This is a genomic window from Bosea sp. 124 (assembly GCF_003046175.1).
Classification (GTDB): Bacteria; Pseudomonadota; Alphaproteobacteria; order Rhizobiales; family Beijerinckiaceae; genus Allobosea.
Map to the genome: position 1 here is coordinate 3687939 of NZ_PZZM01000001.1, position 21722 is coordinate 3709660.

Sequence of the window (21722 nt, forward strand, 5' to 3'; positions counted from 1 at the left end):
ATCTGCTCCGGTACGGCCAGCCTCGAGACAATATCGGTATTGCTGAAGCTCCTTTTGGGGCAGATGGCGCGCGCTTGCGCGGCGGATGGGCACTGGTGCCGGTCCCTGCCGTCGCCTGTGGGCGTCGTTTGTCCAGGTGCCGGCGCCGTTTCCATGATTCATCTATCTCTTTTTCTGCCTCCTATTTAAGGAAATTCAGATTTGATCGCGTATCTTGTTCTGGTTCATCGGTATCCCGCGCAGTTCAAGCGCATGTTCAAGTCAATCTACGATCCCGCCAATCACTATCTGATCCATGTCGACAAGAATTCGGGCCCGGAGCTGGAAGCCGATATTCGCCGTTTCCTGCGCGGCTTTCCCAACAGCGCGATCCTCAAGGGTCACCGCGCGCTCTGGGGCGGCTACAGCCTCGTCGATGCCGAACTGCGCGGCATGGCTCAGTTGCTCGAAATGGGCGCCGATTGGGAGTTCTTCATCAATCTGAGCGGCCAGGACTATCCGCTCAAGAGCCAGGACGAGATCGCCACCTTCCTGAAGCGCAACCGCGGCAAGGAGTTCATCAAGGTCCTCGATCAGCGCAAGGCGCGGCCCGAGACCATGAAGCGCATCGGCCGCTACGTGATCGAGTTCGAGAAGCGCATCGTCAGGACGCCGTTCCCGCGCTCCTTCATGGCGGGCGTCTCGCCCTATATCGGCAACCAGTGGATGATCGTCAGCCGGCGCTTCTGCGAGTTCGTCTGCCATGATCCGCAGGCAAAGCGCTACAAGGCCTTCTACCGCAACACGTTCATCGCCGATGAGGGGTTCTTCCAGACCGTGATGATGAACACGACGGCCCATGGCGAGATCGTCAGCGACGACCTGCGCATGATCGACTGGGTGCCCGACGGCGACATCAAGCTGCGCCCGCGCACCTTCATCGCCGAGGATGCGCCGGACTTATTGGCGAGCCACTGCCTGTTCGCCCGCAAGTTCGACGCGACGGTCGATGACGAGATTCTCGACATGATCGATGATCGGCTGCGCGCCGACGAGCCGCCGATGCCGCTGCCGCTGCGGCCCCGTATCCCGGTTCCGGTCCATCTTTCTGTGCCCGTCGCGCAGGCCGCCTTCCTGGCGTCCTGAGTCTCGGCCGCGAAGAGAGGCATCAAGATGGCACTGAACTTTCCCAATCCGGTGCGCAGCTTCGATGCCGGCCGCTCCTGCATCAGCTTCTGGGGCTCGGACGCCGCGCTGGAGATTGCTTTCCAGATCGAGATCGACGCCCTGCGCAAGCTCGGCGCGGCCACCGGCGATGACGAGGCGCAACTGCTCGCGACCTTCGACAGCCATCGCGATGCGATCCTGAATGCGGCGTCGGCGGCTTATGGCCGGCGCCGGGCCAGCTACCACCGCATTACTGCGGCTGACATTTCCGGAAAAGGCTGACGATATGGCACGCCCACCCTACAAGCCCGGCGATCTCGTCGAACTGACTCGGGATTTCGCCAACCAGCCCCGGGTCGGCCCCTTCGAGATCACGCGGCTGATGCCGGCGCGTGACAACAGGGAGGCGCAGTACCGCGTCCGTGGACCGGACGGCCGCGAACGGGCGATCGATCATCACGAGATCGAGGCAGCAGCAGGCGACGGTGCGAAGGATTAGGCGATGACCGCGAAGTCGAAACTGCGCGTCGATGCCGACAACGCGTTCCTGCGCGTTCAGAACCGCTCGTCGGTGCAGTCCAGGATCATGTCCGAGACAGAGCAGGTCGAGCAGGCTCGCGATGCGAAAACGGCCCGGCTGAAAGCCCTACGATTGGAGAAGGCGGCCATGGACCGCGTGAGTCCGGCGCCCGATCCAGAAAAACACTAGAGCCGGCTGCGTGGAGCCGAACCGTTCCCTTTCTGCGATGCGCCATCTTCGAGAGCCTGGCGCCGTCGGCGGGCATCACGCCTCCTTCTCCGGGCCGATGGACGGTGCCAGCCGGCAGGTCGATCGGGTAAAGGTCTCGATCTCGGACAGGGCCTTGTCGAGCGTGGCGAAAGGGCCGCGCTTCATGGCGCGCATCGAATCGGCGATACGCTCGCCGAGGGTGATCCGGAATTCAGCTGGCGCGGCTTCCTCGACGATACCGACGTGGCGCCCCAGCAGATCGACCAGGTTCCAGGCCCCGAGGGCGGTCGGCGTGACGACGATGTCCATGCAGCTTGTTCCCTGGCGCCGATCGGCGAGGCCGAACCATCGCATGTTTCGCAGCCGGAGGCGCGCCATCCACGATGGCGAGCGTATCAGAAAGGCAATCTTCCTTCTTGAGCAGGTGGCGACGGCGGTCCTTTGGCACATCGTCTCCTATGCCCGACCGTATTCTCCCCACCTTATTCCCCCTCTCGCCAATGGCCGTATCATGCTCTCGATCCGCCCTACCAAGGGGGCCGTGTGGCCGGCCGCGCGTGCGGGGGCATTCCGTCTCGCCGAACGCACGGCGTAACCTGCGCCACCATGTCATTTTACCTTGCGAGCCGGCGCGTGAACGGTCATCGAAGCGGCGTTACCCTCCGGACCGACCATGCCCATCTCCCAAGCCTTCTTCCGGCGAACCAACCTGCTGCTGATGGCGGCGGGCATCGCCGTCCTCATCGCGATCGTCGTCAGTTCGCTCTGGCTGACCCTGGCGACCGAGCGCAATTTCAGCGATGTCGTGGCCGCTCGCGAGGTGCGCAGCGCTTCGGCCGATCTGATGTCGCTGGTGCAGGATGCGGAGACCGGCCAGCGCGGCTTCCTGCTGACGCGGGATCGGGAGTACCTTTCACCCTACAGCGATGCCCTTGCCCGCTATGACGAGCGGTTCGGGCGCCTGGCGGCGTCGGTCGACGGGCTGCCGGACATGGCGCCCTATATCGACAGGCTGAAGACGGGCCTGGCGGCGAAGCTTGCAGAGCTGACCGCGACCGTCGAGGTCGCGCAAAGCGGCAATTTCGAGCAGGCGCTGGCCACCGTGCGTGACGGGCGCGGCAGAGCGCTGATGGACGAGGCGCGCGCCGGCTTCGCCAGCATCCTCGAACGATCGGAGTCGGCGCTGATCGCGGCCATCGCGGCGCAGGAGACCACGGCCTTTCGGCTGCGCTGGGTCACGATCATCGGGGCGATCGTCATCCTGGGGCTGGCCGCCACCGCCGCCTGGACGATTCTCGGCTATACCCGCGAGATCATGGCGGCGCGCCGCGAGCTCGAAGGGCTGAATGTCGGCCTCGAAGAGCGGGTGCGGGAGCGCACCGATGCGCTGGTCAAGGCCAATGAGGAAATCCAGCGCTTCGCCTATATCGTCACGCATGACCTGCGCGCGCCGCTGGTCAACATCATGGGCTTCACCAGCGAGCTGGAGGCCACTTTCAAGCCGATCGAGGCCTATGTCGAAGCGGAGGGCGAAAAGGCCGCCGAGCTGAAGCCCGAGGCGGAGCTCGCACTGAAAACCGACGCGCCGGAGGCGCTCGAATTCATTCGCTCCTCGACGCGCAAGATGGACGGGCTGATCAATGCGATCCTCAAGATCTCGCGCGAGGGCAGCAGGGCGCTCAAACCCGAGCGGCTGAAGCTGGGCGCGCAGCTCGAGGCGGCTGCTGCTGCCGTGCACCACCAGGCCAGCGAGACGGGCGGCGGCATCACGATCGACGCCAAGGTGGGCAGCATCGTCAGCGACAGCTTCTCGCTCGACCAGATCGTCGGCAATCTGCTCGACAACGCGATCAAGTATCGCTCGTCCGAGCGTCCGCTGGAGATCGTTGCGCGGACGCGGGCCGTCCGTCCCGGCTGGATTGCGATCGAGATCGAGGACAATGGCCGCGGCATCGCGGCCGGCGATCATGAGCGGATCTTCGAGCTGTTTCGCCGCTCGGGAACGCAAAATACACCCGGAGAGGGTATCGGTCTGGCGCATGTGCGCACGCTGGTGCGTAATCTCGGCGGGGACATCACCGTGCGGTCCGAATTCGGGGTGGGAACGACCTTCACGGTTCTGCTGCCGAGCGACCTCGCGACAGTCAAACGGAGTATCTGAACGTGTCCAACGGAAAGCCAGTTTCGATCGTGATGATCGAGGATGACGAAGGCCACGCCCGGCTGATCGAGAAGAACATCCGGCGCGCGGGCGTCAACAACGAGATCATCCCCTTCACCAACGGGACGGATGCGCTCGCCTATCTGTTCGGCCCCGACGGCTCCGGCATGGTGAGTTCGGGGCGCCAGCTCCTGATCCTGCTCGACCTCAATCTGCCCGATATGGGCGGCGTCGACATCCTCGAGAAGGTCAAGGCCAACCTGCACACCAAGCGCTCGCCGGTCGTGGTCCTGACCACCACGGACGATAGTCGCGAAATCCAGCGCTGCTATGATCTCGGCGCCAATGTCTACATCACGAAGCCGGTGAACTATGACGGCTTCGCCAACGCGATCCGCCAGCTCGGGCTGTTCTTTTCGGTCATGCAAGTGCCCGAGACACGCTGAGCGCTCCGCGCGACTGCCGCCACGATGCCGAACCGCACGCTCACGATCCTCTATATCGACGACGACGCCGCGCTGGGCCGTCTCGTCCAGAAGATGCTTGGCCGGCGTGGGTATGCCGTCGAGCATGTGCTGGATCCACAGTCCGGCTACGCCCGCATCGCCCGCGGCGGCATCGATGCCGTCATTCTGGACCATGATCTCGGGACGAGTTCTGGCCTCGACGTGCTGGCGGAGCTGAGCCGCAGCGAGGGTGCGCCGCCGGTCGTCTATGTCACCGCTTCTTCGGAACTGTCGATCGCGGTGCAGGCGCTGAAGGCCGGCGCCGTCGACTATGTCGTCAAGACGATCGGCGAGGATTTCGAGATCCTGCTCGTTTCGGCGCTCGAGCACTCGGCCGAGCGGACGCGACTGATGCGCGCCAAGGAGGCGGCCGAACGCGAGGTCCGCGAGGCGCGCGACCGTGCAATCGTGCTGCTGGCCGAGGTCAATCACCGTGTCGCCAACAGCCTCTCCCTGGTGAGTTCGCTGGTGCGCATGCAGGCCTCGGCGGTGAAGGATGCCGGCGCGCGCGCCGCGCTCGCCGAGACGCAGGCGCGGATCACGGCGATCGGCAATCTGCATCGCAGCCTCTACACCTCGGAGGATGTCAGGACGGTCGATCTCGCGGCCTATCTCGAATCGCTGGTCGGCGAACTCGGCCAGTCGATGTCGGCGGCGGGGCGGACGCCGACGATCCGGTTCGAGGCGGTGCCGATCCAGGCCAAGACCGACAAGGCGGTCTCGATTGGCATGATCGTGACCGAACTGGTCACGAACGCGATCAAATACGCCTATCCGGAGGAGCCAGGCGAAATCCGCGTCTCGCTGTCGCGGGATGCCGACGGGGCGACCGTGCTGGTTGTCGCCGATGACGGCGTCGGCTGGACCGGCCAGGGTCAGGCGACGGGGACGGGCCTCGGCGGCAAGATCATCGGCGCGATGGCGAAGAGCCTGTCGACCACGATCGAATACGCACAGCAGCCGAAGGGCACGCGCGCCGTGATCAGGATCGAGAACGACAGCTAGCCGGGCACTGGGCCGAGCCGCGCCCGACCGGGCGTCATAGGCTCGCCGCGGCGCGGGCCGCCTGGTCGTACTGGCCCGAGAGCGAGCGCATGGCGGCGGCGATCTCGGAGATGCGCGCAGGTTCGAGGCCGGTGGCGAGCACCGATTTGACCAGCAACTGCTCGCGGATCTGGGCGTAGCGCTTGCAGGCGTCCTCGCCGGCGGGCGTGACGGTGACGGTTTTTTCCTTGCCCTTGCGCCCGGATTTCAGGAGCTTCAGCCGTTCCAGCTTCTTGAGGGCGTAGTTCACCAGATGCGTGTCCTCGATGTTGAGGACGAGGCAGATGTCGGCCAGCCGCTTGGGTTTGGCCCGGTGGTTGACGTTGTGCAGCACCAGCACGTCGAGCGGCGAGAGATCGGGCACGCCGGCCGCCGCCATGCAGCGCACCATCCAGCGCTGGAAGGCATGCACCGTCATGTTCATCGCGAACTCGAACTCCGATAGCGCCGGCATCGCGCCCGCGGCGAGGTGGCCGGAGGAGACGATCGGGCCGAGGTCGTCGGGGAACGGCTTTGTTTCTGGCATGATTGAAACGCCCGTCATTCTCGGGCGGCGCCACGGCGCCGACCCGAGAATCTCCTGCAAGCGATGGTCGGCTCAAGGCCGACCATGACATCGCTGCTCACATCTTCTTGTAGGCGTCGACGATGGCCTGGCCGTCGGCGCCGGCCTTCTTCAGCCAGTCGGCGGTGAGGGTATCGCCTGCCTTCTTGAAGCCGGCGGCGAGCTCGGGCGAGGGCGCCATCACCTTCATGCCCTTGGCCTTGAGCTGGTCGAGATACCAGCCGGCCTTCTCCTGCCACATCTTCCAGCCGCGCTCCTCGGCGGTTGCCGCAGCCTTCCGGATCGCGTCCTGCGTCGCCTTGTCGAGGGCGTTGAAGGCGGCCTTGTTGACGAAGGTCGCATCCTTCGGGATCCAGGCCTGCGTGTCGTAGAAATGGGTCAGCGACTCCCAGACCTTCGAATCGTAGCCCGTGCCGCCCGAGGACATGAAGGAGTTGACGACGCCGGTCGCCAGCGCCTGCGGCAGTTCCGCCGCCTGGATCGTGACCGACTGCATGCCGAGCAACTCGCCGAGACGGGCGGTGCCGACATTGTAAGAGCGCCACTTCAGGCCCTTCATGTCCTCGATCGTGTTGATATCCTTCTTCGTGTAGACGCCCTGCGGAGCCCAGGGGACCATGAACAGCAGCTTGACGCCCTGGGCGTCGAGCTTCTTCTCCACGGCGGCCTTGGAGGCGGCGTAGAGCTTCTTGGAGTCTGCGAAGGAGGTCGCGAGGAACGGCACAACGTCGATGCCGAAGATCGGGTCCTCGTTCTCATGGATCGAGAGCAGGACCTCGCCCATCTGCGCCTGGCCGCTCTGGACGGCACGCTTGATCTCGGGCGCCTTGAACAACGAGGCGTTGGGGTGGACGGTGATCTGGAGCTTGCCGCCCGTGGCGGCCTCGACGTCCTTGGCGAAGAGGACGAGGTTTTCGCTGTGGGGGTTGTCGCCCGGATAGGCGGCCGGAAGGTTCCACTTGGTCTGGGCCGCGGCGGGGGCGGCGAAGGCAAGCGTGCTGACGCCGAAGGCGAGCGTCGCGGCCATGAAGGTCTTGCGACTGATGAAGGTCTTGCGGTTGATCATGATGTCATTTCCCTCTTTGTTGAGCTGCTTGTGAAGACGGTTCAGTCCGGGAAGGCGAGCTTGGGCAGATAGAGCACGATCTGCGGGAAGGTCGTGATGATGATGACGGCGACGTTGAGCAGAAGGAAGAACGGAAATGCGGCTTTCGCAATCGTCCAGGTGTCCTTGCCGCTCATGTTCTGCAGCACGAACAGGTTGAAGCCTACGGGCGGCGTGATCTGCGCCATTTCGACATGGATGACGAGATAGACGCCGAACCAGACGAGATCGAAGCCCGCCTCCTTGACCATCGGCAGCACGATCACGGCGGTCAGCACGATCATCGAGATGCCGTCGATCAGGCAGCCCAGGATGATGTACATGCAGGTCAGCGCGAGCACGAGCATATGGGCGGAGAGCTGCTGGCCCTTGACCCAGTCCGCCAGTGCGGCGGGGATGCCGGTATAGGCCATCGCCGCCGTGCAGAAGGCTGCGCTTGCCAGGATCAGCATGATCATGCAGGTCAGGCGGGTGGCGCTCATAATGCTCTCGAAGAGCGTCCGCCAGGTCAGCGTGCGGCTCCACAAGGCAAGGAACAGCGCGCCGCTGACGCCCCACGCGGCACATTCCGTCGCGGTGGCGAAACCGAGCACCAGCGAGAGGAAAACGGCCGCGATCAGCACCAGGCAGGGAGCGAGCTTGGCCGACTGCCGGAGCTTCTCGACGAAGGGAATCTTGGGGTCGCGCGGTGGCGTCTTGTCGGGGTTCAGCAGCGACCAGATAATGACGTAGCCCATATAGAGCGCCATCACGAGCAGGCCGGGTAGGAAACCGCCGAGGAAAACCTGCAGCACCGAGACATTGGCCGTCACCGCATAGACCACCATCGGGATCGAGGGCGGGATCAACAGGCCAAGCGTGCCGGAGCCGGCAAGCGTGCCGAGGCTGAGCTGCTCGTCATAGCCGCGCTTCTTGAGCTCAGGGAGCGAGATTTTGCCGATCGTCGCGACCGTCGCCGCCGAGGAGCCTGAGACGGCGGCGAAGATGCCGCAGCCGATGATGTTGGTGTGGATCAGGCGTCCGGGCAGCCATTGCAGCCAGGGCGAGAGACCCTGGAACATCTGCTCGGACAGGCGCGTGCGGAACAGGATTTCGCCCATCCAGATGAACAGCGGCAGTGCCGTGAGCGTCCAGCCGCTGGCGGCGCTCCAGACCGTTGTGGCGAGGACCTGGCCGATCGGAACGTCGGTGACGAGATACATCGCGAGCAGGCCGACGATGCCGAGTCCGACCGCAATCCAGACGCCGCTGGCGAGAATGACGACGAGCGTGCCGAGAAGGACGAGAGCGAGGGTAGGCAGTGTCATTGTCAGACGCCCCCGCCCTGAGCGATGCGATCGATCAGTTCCTCGGTCGTCTGCGGCGGCGGCATATCATAGGTCGCGCGGCCCGTGCGCAGGACGATGATAAATTCGTCGACGATGGCGATCAGGAGAGTGCCGAGACCGAGCACGAGGGAGAGTTGCGGCATCCACAGCGGGACAGAGACGACGCCCGTCGACATGTCGAAATACTGCCAGGAATCATAGGCGAGCTTGCCCGTTTGCCAGGTGAAGAAACCGATGAAGGTTCCAGCGACGGCGAGGGACATCAATTCCGCCAGCTTGCGCGCAGGGCCGTGCAGCCGCTCGAGCAGAAGCCCGACACGGATCATCTCGCCCTTCTTGAAGGTGTGGGCCAGACCGAAGAAGGACATGGCTGCGAAGGCCCAGCCAGCGAAGTCGTCGCCCGAGGGCACGTTGAAATTGATCTCGCGGCCGACCGAGAGCAGCATCATCAGGGCGAAGATCACCAGCAGGAACACGCCAGCGATATAGCCGGCCATGAGATAAAGGCCGTCGAGCGAACGGCGGATCATGGGCGCGGCCCCTGTGACGTGGCGCGGGGCACGCCTTCATTTGCCAGGACTCTTTGCGTCATTGCATCCTCCGTCTCGCGACCGCCCCGGCCCCTCAGCCATGTTCCGGTCACAATTGCGATCGTATCCGCCGAATCCGCCTTGTCAACAACACATCGACAATTTATCGATGAAACGTCAGCGATGGCTTGGCTGACGCGAAACGAGGGAATGTTGGGGATGTCGTCGTCGCGTTGGGACTTCTGGATCGACCGGGGCGGGACCTTCACCGATGTGATCGGCAGGGATCCTGCAGGCAAACTTCACGCCAGAAAGCTGCTCTCGGAGAATCCGGGCGCCTATCGCGATGCGGCGGTGCAGGGAATCCGCGATCATCTCGGCCTGAAGACGGGCGAGCCGATCCCGGTCGCTACGGTCGGCGAGGTTCGCATGGGCACGACGGTTGCGACCAATGCGCTGCTGGAGCGCAAGGGCGACCGGACGTTGCTGGTGACGACGAAGGGTTTTCGCGACGCGCTGCGCATCGGCTACCAGGCAAGGCCCGACATCTTCGCCAAGGAGATCATCAAGCCGGAGCAGCTTTATGATGCCGTCGTCGAGGTCGACGAGCGCGTGCTGGCCGATGGCGCGGTCGAGTCCGTGCCCGACGAGGTCGCGATCCGGGCCGATCTGCAGGCGCACTACGACGCCGGCTTCCGGGCCGTCGCCATCGTCTTCATGCATGCCTACCGCTACCCTGCCCATGAGCAGGTCGCAGGCCGCATCGCCCGCGAGATCGGCTTCCCGCAGGTTTCCGTGAGCCATGAGGTGTCGCCGCTGATCAAGTTGGTCGGGCGAGGCGACACGGCGGTGGTCGATGCCTATCTCTCGCCGATCCTCGGGCGCTATGTCGCGCAGGTCTCGGAGGAACTCGACATCGCCCGCACCGGCGCGCGGCTGATGTTCATGATGTCGTCGGGCGGTCTCACCGCCGCCGAGCTGTTTCAGGGCAAGGACGCCATTCTCTCCGGCCCGGCCGGCGGCGTCGTCGGGCTCGCCGAGACCGGGCGCTCGGCCGGGTTCGACAAGGTCATCGGCTTCGACATGGGCGGGACCTCGACCGATGTCGCCCATTTCGACGGCGAGTATGAGCGCGCCTTCGAGACCGAGGTCGCGGGCGTGCGGATGCGCGCGCCGATGATGCTGATCCATACGGTTGCGGCCGGTGGCGGGTCCATTTTGCATTATGACGGCGCGCGCTTCCGTGTCGGGCCGGATTCGGCCGGCGCCAATCCCGGCCCTGCCGCCTATCGCCGGGGCGGACCGCTCGCTGTGACCGATGCCAACGTCATGGTCGGCAAGCTGATCCCGGCCTGGTTTCCGCCGATCTTCGGCGAGAGCCGCGACCAGCGGCTCGATGTCGAGACGGTTCGGCTGAAATTCGCGGCGCTCGCGGCCGAGGTCGGCGACGGGCGTTCGCCTGAGGAGGTCGCCGATGGTTTCATCCAGATCGCCGTCGCCAACATGGCCGAAGCGATCAAGAAGATATCCGTCCAGCGCGGCTACGACATCACGCGCTATGCGCTGAATTCGTTCGGCGGCGCCGGCGGGCAGCATGCCTGTCTCGTGGCCGATGCCCTGGGCATCAAGACGGTGCTGCTGCACCCGTTCTCAGGCTTGCTCTCGGCCTATGGCATGGGGCTGGCTGAAATCCGCTCGACGCGGACGGCGGCGCTCGATGCCGCCCTGGACGAGCGGGCGCCGGCCGCCATCGCGCCCGTGGCCGACCGGCTCGCGGCCGAGACCCGCGCCGAACTGACCGGGCAGGGCGTGCCCGATGGCGAGATCGCGGTCCTGACCCGCGCCCATATCCGCTACGCGGGCACGGATACCGCCATCGCGATTGCGGCGGGCAGCGCTGCGGCGATGCGCGATGCCTTCCAGGCCGCGCATAAGGCGCGCTTCGGCTTCATGGACGAGACCAAGGCGCTCGTGGTCGAGGCGGTCGAGGTCGAGGCCATCGGCGGCGGGGCGAAGTTCGAGGAGGCGTCCGCGCCGGAGCAGGCCGGAGTGCCGGCCGTCGCGGAGCGGACGCGCCTGTTCTCGAAGGGCCAGTGGCACGAGGCTGCGGTGGTGCGGCGCGAGGCGATCTCGCCCGGCCAGCAGGTCGTGGGGCCGGCGATCATCATCGAGGCGAACCAGACCGTCGTGGTCGAGGATGGCTGGTCGGCCAGGCTGACGGCGAAGGACCACCTCGTGCTGGTCAGGGCGAAGGCGCTGGTCCAGAACGCTGCGATCGGGACGAAGGCCGATCCGGTGATGCTGGAGATCTTCAACAACCTGTTCATGTCGATCGCCGAACAGATGGGCGTGACGCTGCAGAACACGGCCTATTCGGTCAACATCAAGGAGCGGCTCGACTTCTCCTGCGCTGTCTTCGACCAGACGGCGGCGCTGGTGGCGAATGCGCCGCATATGCCAGTGCATCTCGGCTCGATGGACAAATCGGTCGAAACCGTCATCAAGAACAATGCGGCGATCGCGCCGGGCGATGTCTACTGCCTGAACGCGCCCTATAATGGCGGGACGCATCTGCCTGATATCACGGTCTGCACGCCGGTCTTCGACGCGGGCAAAGAGACGATCCTGTTCTGGGTCGCCAGCCGCGGCCATCATGCCGATGTCGGCGGCGTCGCGCCGGGCTCGATGTCGCCGCTGGCGACGCATATCGAGGAGGAAGGCGTCTATATCGACAACTTTAAGATCGTCGATCGGGGTCGTTTTTGCGAGAACGAACTCATCGCGCTGCTGAAAGGCGCACGCTATCCCGTCCGCAACGTCGTGCAGAACGTCAACGACCTGAAGGCCCAGATCGCCGCCAACGAGAAGGGCGTCGCCGAACTCAGGAAGATGATCGCCTCCTTCGGGCTCGACGTGGTCCAAGCCTATATGGGCCATGTCCAGGACAATGCCGCCGAGAGCGTCGCAAGGCTGCTGACGAGGCTGCACGATTCCGAATTCACCTATCCGATGGATCAGGGCTGCGCGATCAAGGTGAAGATCACTATCGACCGCGACAGGCGCGAGGCGACGGTCGACTTCACCGGCACCTCGCCGCAGCGCGAGGACAATTTCAACGCGCCGGCCCCGGTGACGCGGGCGGCCGTGCTCTACGTCTTCCGGGTGATGGTCGACGACGCGATCCCGATGAATGCCGGCTGCTTGCGGCCGATCAGGATCATCATCCCCGATGGCTCGATGCTCAGCCCCCGCTACCCGGCAGCCGTCGTCGCGGGGAATGTCGAGGTCTCGCAGGCGGTGACGAACACGCTGTTCGGCGCACTCGAGGCGATGTCGGCCTCGCAGGGCACGATGAACAACCTGACCTTCGGCAATGACGAGTACCAGTACTACGAGACGATCTGCTCGGGCTCGCCGGCGGGGCCGGGCTTCAACGGCACCTCGGGCGTGCATGTCCACATGACCAACTCCCGCCTGACCGACCCGGAAATCCTGGAGACGCGCTTTCCCGTGGTGCTGGAGGATTTCCAAATCCGCGCCGGTTCGGGCGGCAAGGGGCAGTGGCATGCCGGCGACGGCACCAGCCGCACCATCCGCTTCCGGAAGACGATGGACTGCGCGATCCTCGCCTCGCATCGCAAGGTCCGGCCCTTCGGCGTCAAGGGCGGCGAGGCGGGACAGGTCGGCAGGACGCTGGTCAGGCGGCTTTCGGGCGTGGTCGAGGAATTGAAACCCTCCGACCAGACGCTGCTTCAGGCCGGCGAGGCGGTGACGGTGATTACGCCTACGGCGGGAGGGTATGGCACGCCAAAAGGGTGACGGGCCCTCTGCCGAGGGCGCGTTTCAGGCGAGAGGCGGTCTCGTTCCCCTTACGGCGTTGGCCTTCGCGCTGGCGGTGAGCCTGCCGTCGCTCCGGGCGGGAACGCGTTGTCTGACGCGCTCCTTCAGCAGGACGGCGTCGTCAGGGGCCATGCCGGCGACTTCGGCGCCGAGTGCTGCGCCGAGCAGGCATGTCCGCCAGTAATCCTCGAAATCCGCGAAATCGCGCCGGACGACGATTTCGCGGGTTACCACGTCGCGCAGGCCGGCTTGCGTCCAGAGCGCAGTGAGAGCGTCGATCCGTGAAATCTCGGGGTGCGGCGCAACCAGCGGCGTCATCCCCATCGCCCGCATCTCCGCCTGGACCGGCTCGAGCGGAAATCCGCCGCCGGGAAAGTCCCAGGCATAGGCCGCGACCAGTCCCCCGGGGCGTACGACCCGGACCATTTCCGCGACACCCCTGGCCGGGAGGGGGACGAAGAAGATGACCAGCGCCATGATGGCGGCGTCGAATTCCGCCGTCGAGAACGGGAGCGCCATGGCGTTGCCGAGTTCGAATTGCGCGAGCTTCGCCGATGGCCGCGTCCGTGCGAATTCCAGTTGCGCGGCAGAGGGGTCGATACCTTTCAGCGCGGACGGGCTGCAGCGATCATAGATCATCTGCGTCGAGGCGCCGTTGCCGCAGCCGATATCGACCCAGCGCAGGCCCGGTTCCGGAGCGAGCCAGTCGAGGACGATGTCGCCGGCGAGCCGACTCCATTTGCCCATCATCTGTTCGTAGCTGGCGCCGTCGTTGAACTGGATTTGCCGTTCTGCCATCGCGGGACTTCTCCGAACGCGACGAGGGCGCAGCATCGGTCTGGAAAGATGCGGCGGCAAGACCTAATTCCGTATTCCACCACGGAGACAAGCCCATGCCCCAGACCTGGATCATCACCGGCGCCAATCGCGGCATCGGGCTTGCCATCACGATGGAACTGCTGCGCCGGGGCGACCATGTCGTCGCGGCGGCGCGCAATCCCTGGGGAGGCGCATTGGCGGAACTGGCGGCTGAGCACCCGGCCGCGCTGATGCCGCTCGAACTCGACGTGACCTCCGACGCAAGCGTCGCCGCCGCGAAGGCTGCGCTCGACGGTCGGCCGATCGATGTGCTGCTGAACAATGCCGGGGTCTATGGTCCGCGCGACCGTCAATCGGCGTTCGCGATGGATTTCGACGCCTGGCGTGACGTCTTCGAGGTCAATGTCTACGCGCCGCTGCGGATCGCGCAGGCCTTCTTGCCGAATGTCGAGGCCGGCGCCGGCCGCAAGATCGCGACGATCTCGAGCCGGATGGGCTCGATCGGCAGCAACCCCTCTGGCAACATCACCTATCGCTCGTCCAAGGCCGCCGTGAACATGACGATGGTCCTGTTCGGCAACGCGGTCCGCGAGCGCGGTGTCACGCAGTTGCTGTTCCATCCCGGCTGGGTGCGCACCGACATGGGCGGCGGCGGCGCCGACATCGCGCCGTCCGAGAGCGCGGCCGGTCTGATCGCGACGATCGACGCGTCCGGCATGGGAGAGACCAACAGCTTCCGCACCTGGCAGGGCGAGACGATCCCCTGGTGAGCGTCGGGGCTCCGCGGGAGCCGGTCCCCCGGCATGCATGATCCGGGGCTGGACCGGCGCCGGCCGTATGCAGCACTCTGTGGCGGCACGCGCCCGGTCCGTGGCGCGATCGAAGCCGGTCGGCTCGGAGGGAACGGGATGTCGGAACTCGCGGGACTATTCGATCTGGAGACGCTGAAGACGAGACTCTACTCGGCGGTGCTCTCGGATGTGCTGGACCAGCTCGGGGCGCCGAACCAGGCGTTGAAGCCCTTCGTGCGGCCGCTCGACGAGGCATCGATCCTGTGTGGCTTCGCCCGTACGGGCCTCTACATGAAGCGCTATCACTTTCCGGAAGGCCATAATCCCTACGCCCTCGAAATGGACCTGATCGACAGTCTCGAGCCGGGCGAGATCGCCGTTCTGGGTTGCGACGGACCGACGGACCGGATCGCTCCTTGGGGGGAACTCCTGACCACGGCCTCGATGGTGCGCGGCGCGGCGGGCTGCCTGACGGACGGGCTGGTGCGCGACGTGCGCCGCATCAAGGAGCTGAAGTTTCCGCTCTTCCATGGCGGCATCGGCCCGCTCGACACCAAGGGGCGGGCCGAGATGATGGCGATGGACGAACCGATCGAGGTCGCAGGCGCGCGGGTCGAGCCGGGCGATTTCATCTTCGGTGACGCCGATGGCGTTGTCGTGGTGCCGAAGCGCCTCGCCGTTGAGGCGGTCACGCTCGCGCTGAGCAAGATCGAGGCCGAGGACACAACGCGCGACGAGCTGCTGGCGGGCGCGAGCCTGCGCTCGGTATTCGAGCGCCACGGGGTTCTGTAGCGTGGCGGCGGGTTGTCGATAACCGGCTAATCTATTGAATTATATTGATTTTGTTGGTTTCGTTAACCTGTCGTTCGTTCGCATCTGCGAGATAGGCCCCAGCGTTTGACGATGGCGGCCATGACGATGCGCAGACTGGGATTGACGGCGAAGATCACCCTGCTGTTCGCGGTTCTGAGTCTGGCCGCCGGTCTGGGTCTGGTCAGCGCAGTGCGCGGGCTTGATTCAGTGCATCGCATCGACCGGGAGGCGCTGGCCAAGCTCGAACTGGCCAATAGCGCCGCCTTGCTGACGAACCGGGTGACCCATGCCTCGCTGCTCAGCCGCTTCGAGGAAGGCGGCAGCGCCGAGGAGATCCAGGCTGCGCTCGATCAGTTGGACACTGCGGTCGAGTTGGTCGACGCGGCGCGCGCCAACCTGATCTCGTCGCTGCCGGGCGAGATGCTGGAGGCGAACCCGACCCTCGATCCCGGCATCAGGACCTTCATGTCCTTCCAGCGCGACATCGTCGAGATCGGCCGCCGCGTTTCCACCCGGGCCGCGCTGGTCGAGGCCGGTGCGGACGCCGCGCGCCAGAACGTGCGCCAGATCATCGCGACGACATCCACCATGCGCGACGATCTCGGGCGCATGGCGGAGGATGCGACCAGGCGGGCGGCCGGACTGGCCGATGAGGTGAAACGGCGGACGATCGTGATCGCGCTCTTGCTGCCTCTGGCAGGCGGCATGGTCGCATTCCTGGTGCTCGGGGCGCATCTGACCCGGCCGCTGCGCGATCTGATGGCGGTGATAGCCAGCGTGAGTTCGTCGGATACGCTGGTCGACGTGCCGCATCAGGGCCGAGCCGATGAAATTGGACAGCTCGCCAGGACGGTCCGGACGCTCAGCGAGGTGCGGGCGACCTTGGTGACGCGCGAGGCCGAGGCCGACCTCGAGCAACAGAACCGGCAGGCGCGGACGCAGGAACTGGCGCGCATCGCCGACGAATTCGAGCGGCGGCTCGGCGCTTTGCTGCAGGAGATCGCCGGTTCGAGCGAGATTCTGCGGGTGGCGTTGCAGGATTCGGCGGTGAGGGTCCATCAGGTCTCGAAGAGTGCCGAGACGGCGGCCTCGTCGGTGAATGGCGCCGGGGCGGACGCGCAGCGCAGCACCGAGGCCGCCCTGCGGCTGGAGCAGGTGATCGGGCAGATCAACGCCGAGGTCCGCAGGGTCTCCGTAATGGCGACGGCGGCGACGGAGGAGGCGGCCGGCACCACGGCGCTCGTCGACCGCCTGACCGAGAACGCCACGCAGATCCGCGACGTCGTCGGGATCATCGAAGCGATTGCGCGCCAGACCAACCTGCTGGCGCTGAACGCCACGATCGAGGCGGCGCGTGCCGGCGTCCATGGCCGCGGCTTCGCCGTGGTCGCGGGCGAGGTCAAGGAACTGGCAGGGCAGACTGCGGCGGCGACGGCCCAGATCGTCGCCCGGATCTCGCTCGTCAACGAGGCGCTTTCGCATGCCGCCGAGGCGGTCTCGGCGATCGCGGCCAGCGTCGGGGCCGTCGAGCAGACCAGCGCCGAGATATCGACCATGGTCGGCTCTCACACCGAATTACTCGGCGCGCTCGGCGAGACGGTTTCGCGCATCTCCGATGTCACCGGAACGGCCGCCGGCGCCATGTCCGAGATCGCCGTCGCCAACGCCCAGAGCGTCAGCCAGGCCGATATGGGCGCGGCCAGTGCACGGGCGCTCGACGCGCGCATCGGCACGTTGCAGAGCGAGGCCCTCGCTTTCGTCCGCCGTTTGCGTGCCGCCTGAAGGCACTGCGCCTTCGTGCTTGCCATCGCCGTGCGACTCGGCCCCATCTGCGGCATGATCCAGCTCCGTCCGATCCCCGCATGACTTCGACTTGAACATGACTTCGATCTGCACATGACTTGGTCGCCGCAACAGGATGCCGCGCTCAGTGCCGTCGCGCGCTGGCTGCAGGCGGGCGAGCCGCAGCTCTTCCGGATGTTCGGCTATGCCGGCACCGGCAAGACCACGCTGGCGCGCCATATCGCCGAGGCCGTCGACGGTGACGTCGCCTTTGCCGCCTTCACCGGCAAGGCCGCGCTCGTGCTGCGCAATAAAGGCTGCGTCGGCGCCCAGACCATCCATTCGCTGATCTACCGCTCGCGCGGCGTCGATGAGGAGAGCCCGACCTTCGTGCTCAACCGCGAGAGCACCGCCGCCAAAGCCAAGCTGATCATCATCGACGAATGCTCGATGGTCGACGAGGATCTCGGCCGCGACCTGCTCTCCTTCGGCACGCCTGTGCTGGTTCTCGGCGATCCGGCGCAGCTTCCGCCGGTCAAGGGCGGCGGCTTCTTCACCGAATCCGAGCCCGACATCATGCTGACCGAGGTCCATCGGCAGGCGGCGGACAACCCGATCGTGCGGATGTCGATGACGGTGCGCGAGGGCGGGCGGCTCGATATCGGCGATTATGGCCCCAGCCGGGTGATCCGCCGCAGCGAGGTCGATCCGGAGCTGGTGATGAGCGCCGATCAGGTGCTGGTCGGCATGAACAAGACGCGGCGCAACTACAATGCCCGGATGCGGCAGCTCATGGGCCGGACCGAGACGGTTCCGGTCGCGGGCGAGAAGCTGGTCTGTCTGCGCAACGACAAGAGCAAGGGCCTGCTCAATGGCGGCTCATGGATCGTGCAGGAGCTGAAGACCTCGAAGAAGGGGCTCGTCACCATGCGGGTGACGCCTGAAGACGATCCCGGCGGCAAGCCGGTCAAGGTGTCGGTGCTGCCGAATTTCTTCGACGGGACCGAGGATGAAATCCCCTGGGAGCTGCGCAAGCACACCGATGAGTTCACCTTCGGCTACGCCTTGACCGTCCACAAGGCGCAGGGCTCGCAATGGAACGACATCGTGCTGTTCGACGAGAGCTTCGCCTTCCGCGAGCACCGCGCACGCTGGCTGTATACCGGGCTGACCCGGGCGGCCGAGACGATCACGGTGGTGGTGTAGGGCGGCGAGGCGCGGACGACATCCGCAACGAGCCAGAAGGGCTCGCCGGCTGCCCGCTACAGAAACCTGCCTGCCATGCTGCAGGAGGTTGGATCCAGATCGTCCGCCGCATCTATAGAAGACGCTGAGTGGCAATCACGAAGGACGTCTGCATGGCCAAGGAATTCACCGGGAAGCGCGTGATCGTGATGGGCGGGAGCCGTGGCATCGGACGCTCCATCGCGCTCGGCTTCGCCGCAGGCGGAGCATCCGTTTCGATTTGCGCCCGGGGCGCGGGACCGCTCGAAGCGACGCGCCGGGAGATCGAGGCACTCGGCGTTACGGCACATGCGGCCCGCGTCGACCTCGCCGACGCGGCTGCGATCGAGGCTTATGTGCCTGAGGCTGTCGAGGCTCTCGGTGGGCTGGACGTCCTCGTCAACAACGCCTCCGGCTTCGGCCATTCGGACGACGAGGAGGGCTGGGCGGCCTCGCTCAACGTCGACATGATGGCTGTCGTTCGTGGCAGCCATGCTGCGATCCCCCACATGAATCCGGGTTCGTCGATCGTCAACGTGTCGTCGATCTCGGCCCTGCGGGCGTCGTCGCGCTCGGCGCCCTACGGCGCGATCAAGGCGGCCGTGATGCATTACACGGCGAGCCAGGCGAAAATGCTGTCGCGGAAGGGCATCCGGGTGAATGGCGTCGCCCCCGGTTCGATCGAGTTTCCCGGTGGCACTTGGGAAGACCGAAGGACCTCGAATCCTGAACTCTATCGGTCGACGCTGGCCAGCATCGCCTTCGGCCGGATGGGCAAACCGGAGGAGGTCGCCGAGGTCGTGCTCTTCCTCGCTTCCGACAAGGCGAGTTGGGTCACGGCGCAAACCATCGTGGTTGACGGTGGGCAACTCGTCGGGCCCTGATTTCAGCTCATCGACGGGGTGGCGGCGTCTATGGAGCCGGGCGCGTTGAAAGCGGACGATCCCGCCTCCGACACGCCCGGCTTGTTTGTCAAAGCGCCTGAGACGTCGTCCCCTTCGCCACGATCGGCCCGGTCGGCCGGCCTGTCGGCGAGCCGGTCGCGTTCTCGATCGTGATCTCGAAGAGCTGATCCTTGCCCAGCGGCAATTGATCGAGCCTGAGCGGCGTCGTGCGGGCACGGTCGATCAGGCCGACCGAACGCGGGCCGACGGCCCGGTCCCAGAGCGTCCAGATCTCGAGCGCCTTGCCTTCCGGCACGGCGATGTTCTGCAGCGGCACCATCTCGACACGTCCGTCGGCGAAGGTGTTGACGACGGCGGCGGCGATGTTCGCATCCGTCAGCAGCACCGCGACCATGAGAGGCTGGCGCTTTGCGCGGTCGAGTGCGCCGTTCAGGCCGATGGCGAGCAGAAGTGCGGCGAGTGCGCCCGCGAAGGCCGCGCCGCGCCAGACGAAGAGGTTGTTCCACCAATCGGCCAGTGTGTTGCCGGCCTTCAGCGCCTTGCCGCGACCGCGCTCCGCTGCGGGCAGGATCGCGGCGATCTCGGCCTCGATCCGGGCCCAGAGGCCGGGCGAGGGCGGGATCTGCGGTGCGGTGGCGTCGACTGCGGCGAGATGGCCGCGCCAGCTCTCCACGGAGGCGGCCAGCGCCGGCTCGCGTTCGATGCGATGCTCCAGCAGCGCCCGGTCTGCGCCCTCCACGAGGCCGAGCACATATTCTCCGGCAAGTGCGTCGCGCTCCTGCGGCGTCGCGTTGATGTCCTGCGAGGGGCTCATCCGAGGCACTCCTTCAGGGAGATCAGCGAGCGCCTGATCCAGGATTTGACGGTGCCGATCGGCAGGTTGAGCCGGCCGGCGATCTCGCCATGGGTCAGACCCTGGACGAAGGCGAGCAGCACGAGGCCTCGCCGCTGCGGCGGCAGCGTCTCCAGGCAGGCGTGCAGGGCCTTGGCGTCGGACAGCTTCGACATGACCGTCTCGGGATCGTCCTCTTCGCTCGCCGCCTCTTCGGCGACAGGGGCATCGCTCGTTTCCGTCCGCTTCTCGTCGCGCAGGATCGAGAGAGAGCGGTTGCGCAGGATCGCATAGATCCAGGTCAGGCCGGCGCCGCGCTGCGGATCGTACCGCGCGGCATGCCGCCAGATCAGGACGAAGGCATCCTGCACCGCCTCCTCGGCCAGGGCGCGGCGTTTGAGCAGGCGCTGCGCCACTCCGATCATACGCGGTGACTCGGCATCATAGATGCGCCTGAGCGCAGATTTATCTCCCGAGGCGCAGGCCAGCAGCGCCGCCTCGATGTCCCTGGCCTTTTCCGTCGACGCGACGTCGCCTGCCATCCCCGTCTCCTTCTTGGCGCCCGCAATTCGAACGCCAACCCCGGTCTACGTTTCTGCCCCCGCTCCGGATGCGGCAATTTTCTTTATTTTTCAATCCGCATCCGGCTGTCGAGGCCGAGCTTATCCGATCCGAGTGCCGCGGCCCGAGAAAGCCCGAGCGGTCGCTCCATGATGAATTCGGAGGAAGACGACATGACCAGGACCACACGCCTTGCGCTGATCGCCTCGACCATTCTCGCCAGCTCTGTTGCTGCGTCCCTGTCTGCACAGGCCGGCATGATCGCCGCGCTGACTGGCGACGACACCCTCACCATGATCGACACCGCGACCCAGAAGGCCGGCAAGTCGATGAAGGTCACCGGCATTTCCGGCAAGATCGCCGGCATCGATGTCCGCCCCGCCGACGGCATGCTCTACGCGCTGACCACGGACGGCACGATCTACACGGTCGATTCCGCCGGCAAGGCGACGATGAAGTCGAAGATGGACACCGTGCTGTCCGCCAGCGCCATGGCGACGGTGGATTTCAACCCTGCCGCCGACCGCCTGCGGGTCATCGGCTCGGACGGCACCAATCTCCGCGTCAATGTCGATGACGGCAAGACCACCGTCGACGGAAAGCTGAAATTCGCCGAGACCGACATGCACAAGGGCGAGACGCCGATGATCGTGGCCGGCGCCTACAGCAATTCCGTCAAGGGCACCAAGGAAACGGCGCTCTACGACATCGACAGCAAGATCGGCGGACTGCTCAAGCAGGCGCCGCCGAATGACGGTGTGCTCGGCGCCGTCGGCAAGCTCGGCGTGATGTCGAAGGCGATCGCCTTCGACATCGAGACCGCCGCGGACGGAACGAATACCGGCTGGCTTCTCGCGGACGGTGCCCTGCACAAGGTCGACCTCGCCACCGGAAAGGCCTCGATGGTCGGAAAGGTGACCGGGCTCAGCGCGCCGGTGCGTGATGTCGCGGCGCTTCCGGCGATGTGACGGCCCGATCCTGAACGACTCTTCGAGAGCCGCCGCCTCGCGAGAGGCGGCGGTTTTCCTTTGAGTTGCAGT

22 protein-coding genes are annotated in these 21722 nt (G+C 65.8%); 14 read left to right on the plus strand and 8 right to left on the minus strand.

Annotated features, from left to right (window positions below):
* Positions 1-201 precede the first annotated feature (201 nt).
* From C8D03_RS17460 to C8D03_RS17475, 4 genes are read left to right on the plus strand one after another with little or no spacing between them, the layout of a single operon-like run.
* The gene (locus tag C8D03_RS17460; RefSeq protein WP_108048096.1) at positions 202-1125 is read left to right on the plus strand and encodes a beta-1,6-N-acetylglucosaminyltransferase; all 924 of its coding nucleotides are present in this window, start codon (positions 202-204) and stop codon (positions 1123-1125) included.
* Positions 1126-1152: 27 nt separating this feature from the next.
* Positions 1153-1428, plus strand: coding sequence for a DUF1488 family protein (locus tag C8D03_RS17465; protein WP_108048099.1), 276 nt, complete (start codon positions 1153-1155; stop codon positions 1426-1428).
* Between the two features lie 4 nt (positions 1429-1432).
* A complete protein-coding gene (locus C8D03_RS17470) occupies positions 1433-1645 on the plus strand; it encodes a hypothetical protein (protein WP_108048101.1) in 213 nt (70 codons plus the stop codon).
* Between the two features lie 3 nt (positions 1646-1648).
* Entirely contained in the window at positions 1649-1855 is a 207-nt protein-coding gene (locus tag C8D03_RS17475) for a hypothetical protein (protein WP_108048102.1), read from the plus strand.
* Between the two features lie 75 nt (positions 1856-1930).
* Here the strand turns inward: C8D03_RS17475 and C8D03_RS17480 are convergent, their stop codons facing one another.
* Complete coding sequence (locus C8D03_RS17480; protein ID WP_146170219.1) at positions 1931-2185, minus strand: hypothetical protein; 255 nt, start codon at positions 2183-2185, stop codon at positions 1931-1933.
* Positions 2186-2549: 364 nt separating this feature from the next.
* Between C8D03_RS17480 and C8D03_RS17490 the strand changes: the two genes are divergently transcribed.
* From C8D03_RS17490 to C8D03_RS17500, 3 genes are read left to right on the plus strand one after another with little or no spacing between them, the layout of a single operon-like run.
* Positions 2550-4037 carry a sensor histidine kinase gene (locus tag C8D03_RS17490; RefSeq protein WP_108048109.1) on the plus strand — a complete coding sequence of 496 codons (1488 nt, stop codon included), beginning with the start codon at positions 2550-2552 and terminating at the stop codon, positions 4035-4037.
* A 32-nt stretch (positions 4038-4069) separates the two neighbouring features.
* A complete protein-coding gene (locus C8D03_RS17495; RefSeq protein ID WP_108048111.1) occupies positions 4070-4483 on the plus strand; it encodes a response regulator in 414 nt (137 codons plus the stop codon).
* A 24-nt stretch (positions 4484-4507) separates the two neighbouring features.
* Positions 4508-5548 (plus strand): sensor histidine kinase, encoded by a 1041-nt coding sequence (locus C8D03_RS17500; RefSeq protein WP_108048113.1) that lies wholly within the window; start codon positions 4508-4510, stop codon positions 5546-5548.
* A gap of 34 nt (positions 5549-5582) precedes the next feature.
* Here C8D03_RS17500 and C8D03_RS17505 read toward each other — a convergent pair whose 3' ends face one another.
* From C8D03_RS17505 to C8D03_RS17520, 4 genes are all read right to left on the minus strand, one after another.
* Positions 5583-6113 (minus strand): winged helix DNA-binding protein, encoded by a 531-nt coding sequence (locus tag C8D03_RS17505; RefSeq protein WP_108051782.1) that lies wholly within the window; start codon positions 6111-6113, stop codon positions 5583-5585.
* A 97-nt stretch (positions 6114-6210) separates the two neighbouring features.
* Positions 6211-7179: a TRAP transporter substrate-binding protein gene (locus C8D03_RS17510; RefSeq protein ID WP_108051784.1), complete on the minus strand. Its 969-nt coding sequence runs from the start codon at positions 7177-7179 to the stop codon at positions 6211-6213.
* 80 nt (positions 7180-7259) lie between these two features.
* The gene (locus C8D03_RS17515) at positions 7260-8564 is read right to left on the minus strand and encodes a TRAP transporter large permease (protein WP_108048115.1); all 1305 of its coding nucleotides are present in this window, start codon (positions 8562-8564) and stop codon (positions 7260-7262) included.
* Between the two features lie 2 nt (positions 8565-8566).
* Entirely contained in the window at positions 8567-9115 is a 549-nt protein-coding gene (locus tag C8D03_RS17520; RefSeq protein ID WP_108048117.1) for a TRAP transporter small permease, read from the minus strand.
* A 219-nt stretch (positions 9116-9334) separates the two neighbouring features.
* On the opposite strand from C8D03_RS17520, the gene C8D03_RS17525 reads away from it, so the two are divergent.
* On the plus strand, positions 9335-12934 hold the full coding sequence (locus C8D03_RS17525; protein WP_108048119.1) for a hydantoinase B/oxoprolinase family protein: 3600 nt from the start codon (positions 9335-9337) through the stop codon (positions 12932-12934).
* Positions 12935-12958: 24 nt separating this feature from the next.
* Here the strand turns inward: C8D03_RS17525 and C8D03_RS17530 are convergent, their stop codons facing one another.
* On the minus strand, positions 12959-13753 hold the full coding sequence (locus tag C8D03_RS17530; RefSeq protein WP_108048121.1) for a class I SAM-dependent methyltransferase: 795 nt from the start codon (positions 13751-13753) through the stop codon (positions 12959-12961).
* Between the two features lie 95 nt (positions 13754-13848).
* Here C8D03_RS17530 and C8D03_RS17535 point away from each other — a divergent pair, with 95 nt between their 5' ends.
* The 5 genes from C8D03_RS17535 (at position 13849) to C8D03_RS17555 (ending at position 19268) form a co-directional block, all read left to right on the plus strand.
* Positions 13849-14544, plus strand: a complete 696-nt coding sequence (locus C8D03_RS17535; protein ID WP_108048123.1) for an SDR family oxidoreductase — start codon at positions 13849-13851, stop codon at positions 14542-14544.
* 138 nt (positions 14545-14682) lie between these two features.
* Positions 14683-15357 (plus strand): RraA family protein, encoded by a 675-nt coding sequence (locus C8D03_RS17540; protein ID WP_108048125.1) that lies wholly within the window; start codon positions 14683-14685, stop codon positions 15355-15357.
* Between the two features lie 120 nt (positions 15358-15477).
* Complete coding sequence (locus tag C8D03_RS17545) at positions 15478-17160, plus strand: methyl-accepting chemotaxis protein (RefSeq protein ID WP_181301066.1); 1683 nt, start codon at positions 15478-15480, stop codon at positions 17158-17160.
* A gap of 114 nt (positions 17161-17274) precedes the next feature.
* On the plus strand, positions 17275-18366 hold the full coding sequence (locus tag C8D03_RS17550) for an ATP-dependent DNA helicase (protein ID WP_108048129.1): 1092 nt from the start codon (positions 17275-17277) through the stop codon (positions 18364-18366).
* A 152-nt stretch (positions 18367-18518) separates the two neighbouring features.
* Positions 18519-19268 (plus strand): SDR family NAD(P)-dependent oxidoreductase, encoded by a 750-nt coding sequence (locus C8D03_RS17555; protein ID WP_108051786.1) that lies wholly within the window; start codon positions 18519-18521, stop codon positions 19266-19268.
* Positions 19269-19356: 88 nt separating this feature from the next.
* Here C8D03_RS17555 and C8D03_RS17560 read toward each other — a convergent pair whose 3' ends face one another.
* Complete coding sequence (locus tag C8D03_RS17560) at positions 19357-20103, minus strand: anti-sigma factor (protein ID WP_108048131.1); 747 nt, start codon at positions 20101-20103, stop codon at positions 19357-19359.
* Complete coding sequence (locus C8D03_RS17565) at positions 20100-20663, minus strand: sigma-70 family RNA polymerase sigma factor (protein WP_108048133.1); 564 nt, start codon at positions 20661-20663, stop codon at positions 20100-20102. The genes C8D03_RS17560 and C8D03_RS17565 overlap by 4 nt, the downstream gene beginning before the upstream one ends.
* Before the next feature lie 192 nt (positions 20664-20855).
* On the opposite strand from C8D03_RS17565, the gene C8D03_RS17570 reads away from it, so the two are divergent.
* A complete protein-coding gene (locus tag C8D03_RS17570) occupies positions 20856-21650 on the plus strand; it encodes a DUF4394 domain-containing protein (RefSeq protein WP_108051788.1) in 795 nt (264 codons plus the stop codon).
* Positions 21651-21722 lie beyond the last annotated feature (72 nt).

What these genes read in the sequence shown, in the direction of transcription:
- C8D03_RS17465 (WP_108048099.1), top strand. Translation starts at nt 1,153, where the DNA reads ATGGCACTGAACTTTCCCAATCCGGTGCGCAGCTTCGATGCCGGCCGC.
- C8D03_RS17470 (WP_108048101.1), top strand. Translation starts at nt 1,433, where the DNA reads ATGGCACGCCCACCCTACAAGCCCGGCGATCTCGTCGAACTGACTCGG.
- C8D03_RS17475 (WP_108048102.1), top strand. Translation starts at nt 1,649, where the DNA reads ATGACCGCGAAGTCGAAACTGCGCGTCGATGCCGACAACGCGTTCCTG.
- C8D03_RS17480 (WP_146170219.1), bottom strand. Translation starts at nt 2,185, where the DNA reads ATGGACATCGTCGTCACGCCGACCGCCCTCGGGGCCTGGAACCTGGTC.
- C8D03_RS17490 (WP_108048109.1), top strand. Translation starts at nt 2,550, where the DNA reads ATGCCCATCTCCCAAGCCTTCTTCCGGCGAACCAACCTGCTGCTGATG.
- C8D03_RS17495 (WP_108048111.1), top strand. Translation starts at nt 4,070, where the DNA reads ATGATCGAGGATGACGAAGGCCACGCCCGGCTGATCGAGAAGAACATC.
- C8D03_RS17500 (WP_108048113.1), top strand. Translation starts at nt 4,508, where the DNA reads ATGCCGAACCGCACGCTCACGATCCTCTATATCGACGACGACGCCGCG.
- C8D03_RS17505 (WP_108051782.1), bottom strand. Translation starts at nt 6,113, where the DNA reads ATGCCAGAAACAAAGCCGTTCCCCGACGACCTCGGCCCGATCGTCTCC.
- C8D03_RS17510 (WP_108051784.1), bottom strand. Translation starts at nt 7,179, where the DNA reads ATGGCCGCGACGCTCGCCTTCGGCGTCAGCACGCTTGCCTTCGCCGCC.
- C8D03_RS17515 (WP_108048115.1), bottom strand. Translation starts at nt 8,564, where the DNA reads ATGACACTGCCTACCCTCGCTCTCGTCCTTCTCGGCACGCTCGTCGTC.
- C8D03_RS17520 (WP_108048117.1), bottom strand. Translation starts at nt 9,115, where the DNA reads ATGATCCGCCGTTCGCTCGACGGCCTTTATCTCATGGCCGGCTATATC.
- C8D03_RS17525 (WP_108048119.1), top strand. Translation starts at nt 9,335, where the DNA reads ATGTCGTCGTCGCGTTGGGACTTCTGGATCGACCGGGGCGGGACCTTC.
- C8D03_RS17530 (WP_108048121.1), bottom strand. Translation starts at nt 13,753, where the DNA reads ATGGCAGAACGGCAAATCCAGTTCAACGACGGCGCCAGCTACGAACAG.
- C8D03_RS17535 (WP_108048123.1), top strand. Translation starts at nt 13,849, where the DNA reads ATGCCCCAGACCTGGATCATCACCGGCGCCAATCGCGGCATCGGGCTT.
- C8D03_RS17540 (WP_108048125.1), top strand. Translation starts at nt 14,683, where the DNA reads ATGTCGGAACTCGCGGGACTATTCGATCTGGAGACGCTGAAGACGAGA.
- C8D03_RS17545 (WP_181301066.1), top strand. Translation starts at nt 15,478, where the DNA reads ATGACGATGCGCAGACTGGGATTGACGGCGAAGATCACCCTGCTGTTC.
- C8D03_RS17550 (WP_108048129.1), top strand. Translation starts at nt 17,275, where the DNA reads ATGACTTGGTCGCCGCAACAGGATGCCGCGCTCAGTGCCGTCGCGCGC.
- C8D03_RS17555 (WP_108051786.1), top strand. Translation starts at nt 18,519, where the DNA reads ATGGCCAAGGAATTCACCGGGAAGCGCGTGATCGTGATGGGCGGGAGC.
- C8D03_RS17560 (WP_108048131.1), bottom strand. Translation starts at nt 20,103, where the DNA reads ATGAGCCCCTCGCAGGACATCAACGCGACGCCGCAGGAGCGCGACGCA.
- C8D03_RS17565 (WP_108048133.1), bottom strand. Translation starts at nt 20,663, where the DNA reads ATGGCAGGCGACGTCGCGTCGACGGAAAAGGCCAGGGACATCGAGGCG.
- C8D03_RS17570 (WP_108051788.1), top strand. Translation starts at nt 20,856, where the DNA reads ATGACCAGGACCACACGCCTTGCGCTGATCGCCTCGACCATTCTCGCC.